This window comes from Streptomyces sp. NPDC022910 (assembly GCF_055561075.1).
In genome coordinates, this window is sequence record NZ_JBVHHL010000144.1 from 1 (window position 1) to 3,030 (window position 3,030).

The 3,030-nt window shown below is 72.1% G+C and carries 3 protein-coding genes; all 3 read left to right on the forward strand.

The features are described from left to right. Nucleotides 1–107: alpha-glucosidase C-terminal domain-containing protein (locus ACZ3TS_RS42675; protein ID WP_467628570.1), on the forward strand; the 107-nt coding region annotated here is incomplete at its 5' end. A gap of 82 nt (nucleotides 108–189) precedes the next feature. Beyond that, a complete protein-coding gene (locus ACZ3TS_RS42680; protein WP_467628565.1) occupies nucleotides 190–1,590 on the forward strand; it encodes a maltokinase N-terminal cap-like domain-containing protein in 1,401 nt (466 codons plus the stop codon). A 31-nt stretch (nucleotides 1,591–1,621) separates the two neighbouring features. After that, nucleotides 1,622–3,030: GlgB N-terminal domain-containing protein (locus ACZ3TS_RS42685; RefSeq protein ID WP_467628567.1), on the forward strand; the 1,409-nt coding region annotated here is incomplete at its 3' end.

Sequence of the window (3,030 nt, forward strand, 5' to 3'; positions counted from 1 at the left end):
AACTGATCGGCGGCGTCCGCTTCCCCGCCATCGGCGACCTGCCCTACCTGCTCACCCTCGCAGGCCACGGCTTCTACTGGTTCCGGCTCCGCAAGGACATCGCGTAGAGCCTGGGGCGGGGCGGTTTCTCCCGCCCCGCCCGGGGCACGCATCAGTAACACCCCGACTCCCCGGGGAAAGGACGCACCCATGTCGGAAGCCGTCACCCGTGCCGCCGCGATCCACCCCGGCCTGATCGCGTCCCTCGACCCGCTGCTGCGGGAGTGGCTGCCACGACAGCGCTGGTTCGCCGGCAAGGGACGGCCGGTCACCGGGTTCTCCCTGGTGGCGGCCACCGAACTGCTGCCGTCCGGCGGCCCGCTGGGCCTGCTCCACCTGCTCGTACGGACCCATCAGCCCGACGTCCCCGCTCAGGGAGCCGTGGCGCATCCCGGAGACTGCTACCAACTGCTGATAGGGGTGCGCGAGGCGCTTCCGCCGCGGCTGGCGCCCGCGCTCATCGGGCATCCGGAGGAGGGACCGCTGGCCGGGCGGACCGTGTACGAGGCGCTGTACGACCCTCGGGCCACCGCCGTCCTCCTGGAGGCGATCCGCACCCGTGCCCGTATCGGCCGGCTCCGCTTCGAGGGGGACGCGCGCCAGAAAATAAGGGACGGGCTCGTCCCGCGGCGGGTGACCTCGGAGCAGTCCAACTCGTCCGTCGTGTACGGAGATACGTTTATCCTCAAGCTGCTGCGGCGCATCGTCCCGGGTATCAACCCCGACCTGGAGCTGCCGCTGGTCCTGTCGCACGAGGGCTGTCCCCGGGTACCCGCGCCGGCCGGCTGGCTGCTCGCCGACCTCGACGGCCTCGAGGACCCGTACGTCCTCGGTGTGCTGCAACCGTATGTGCGGGGCGCCACGGACGGCTGGGAGCTGGCGCTGCACGAGCTGGCCAAGGGCGAGGACTTCACGCCGGAGGCGCGGGCGCTCGGGCGGGCTACGGCCGAGGTGCACACGGCGCTGGCCCGCGCTCTGCCCACGGTCACCCTGGGTCACCAGCGGATACAGCTACTGGCCGACGGCATGACCCAGCGTCTCGAGGCGGCGGCGCAGGCGGTGCCCGCGCTGCGGCCATACGCGCCCGGGCTGCGGTCCTCGTTCGAGGCGCTGTCCGGCCTGGCCGCCGAGGGGCACACCTGGACCGCCCAGCGCATCCACGGCGATCTTCACCTGGGCCAGTGCCTGCGCTCGCCGTCCGGGGTCTGGTCGCTGATCGACTTCGAGGGCGAGCCGTCGAAGCCGCTGGCCGAGCGCCGGATGCCGCAGCCGGTGGTGCGGGACATCGCGGGGATGCTCCGCTCCTTCGACTACGCCGCGCACTCGGCCGTCCCTCCGGCACCGGAGTGGGCCGCCGCGTGCCGGGCCGCGTACTGCTCCGGGTACGCGGAGGTCGCCGGGCGCGATCCGCGCACCGAACCGGTGCTGCTGCGCGCCTACGAGACGGACAAGGCCGTCTACGAGGTCCTGTACGAGGCCCGGCACCGCCCCGACTGGCTGCCCGTGCCGATGGCGGCGATACACCGCCTGTCCGCCGACGCCACCCGATGATCCACCACCCCCTGCCGAGGAGGCCCCGTCCGTGACCCCCCGTCTTCCGTCCGACGACAGCACGAAGAAGAACGGTGACGGTCAGAAGATGACCGGTGTGAAGAAGGCGACCGCCGAGAAGAAGACGGCGGCGGCCGCCGGGAAGTCGACGGCCGGCAAGAAGAAGGCGGTGGCGAAGAAAGCGACGGCCGGGGCGAAGAAGGCCACAGCCGGGCTGAAGAAGGCCGCGGCCGAGCAGACGGTGGCCGGCGCGGAGGAGCTCGCGGCCGGGACAACCGCCGCCAAGAAGACTGTGACGAAAAAGGCCGTGGCGAAGAAGGCCATGGGGAAGAAGACCGCCGCCAAGAACACCGCAGTCGCGGCGGACCCGGCCAAGAAGGCCCCCGCCAAGAAAGCCGCCGCAAAGAAGGCCGTGGCGAAGAAGGCTCCCGCCAAGAGGACCGCTGTCGGGACGACCGCCGCCAAGAGGACCGCCGCCGGGTCCGCTCCCGGGAAAGTGGCCGCCAAGAAGGTGGCCGCAAGCCGGACTTCGGAGCCGATCGCCGTCGAGGCAGGGAAGGCGGCCGCGGTGGCGACAGCGGAGCCGGCCACGAGCGAGTCGGGTGCGCCACTGGCCGGGGCGGGGGTGCTTGAGACGGCCGTCTTCCCGGCCGTCGATGCCGGTGACCGCGAGCGGCTGCTCGGCGGCACGCACCACGACCCGCACGCGGTGCTGGGCGCCCACCGTGTGCCCGGTGGGGTCGCCTTCCGGGCCTTCAGGCCGTACGCGCTGTCCATCACCGTCGTCGCCGGGTCCTTGCGGGCCGAGCTGCACGACGACGGAGACGGCTTCTTCTCGGGGCTGCTGCCGCTGCGCGACGTCCCGTCGTACCGGCTCCTCGTGGCGTACGAGGGGACGGTCCAGGACACCGAGGACGCCTACGGTTTCCTGCCCACGCTCGGCGACCTCGATCTGCACCTGATCGGCGAGGGACGCCACGAGGAGCTGTGGCAGGTGCTCGGCGCCCACCCGATGACCCACCAGGGCGTGACCGGCACCCGCTTCTCGGTGTGGGCGCCGAACGCGCGGGGCGTCCGCGTGGCGGGAAGCTTCAACTTCTGGGACGGCACCGGTCATCCGATGCGTTCGCTCGGCTCGAGCGGCGTCTGGGAACTGTTCGTGCCCGGCATCGGCGAGGGCGAGCTGTACAAGTTCGACATCACCCGCCCCGACGGTTCCAGGACCCTGCGCGCCGATCCGCTGGCGCGCCGCACCGAGGCCCCGCCGAACACGTCCTCGATCGTGCACGCCTCCCACCACGAGTGGCACGACGAGGAGTGGCTCGCGCACCGCGGGGACACACCGGTGCACGCGGCGCCGTTCTCGGTGTACGAGGTGCATCTGCCGTCCTGGCGCCCTGGGCTGACCTACCGTCAGCTGGCCGAGCAGCTCCCCGCGTA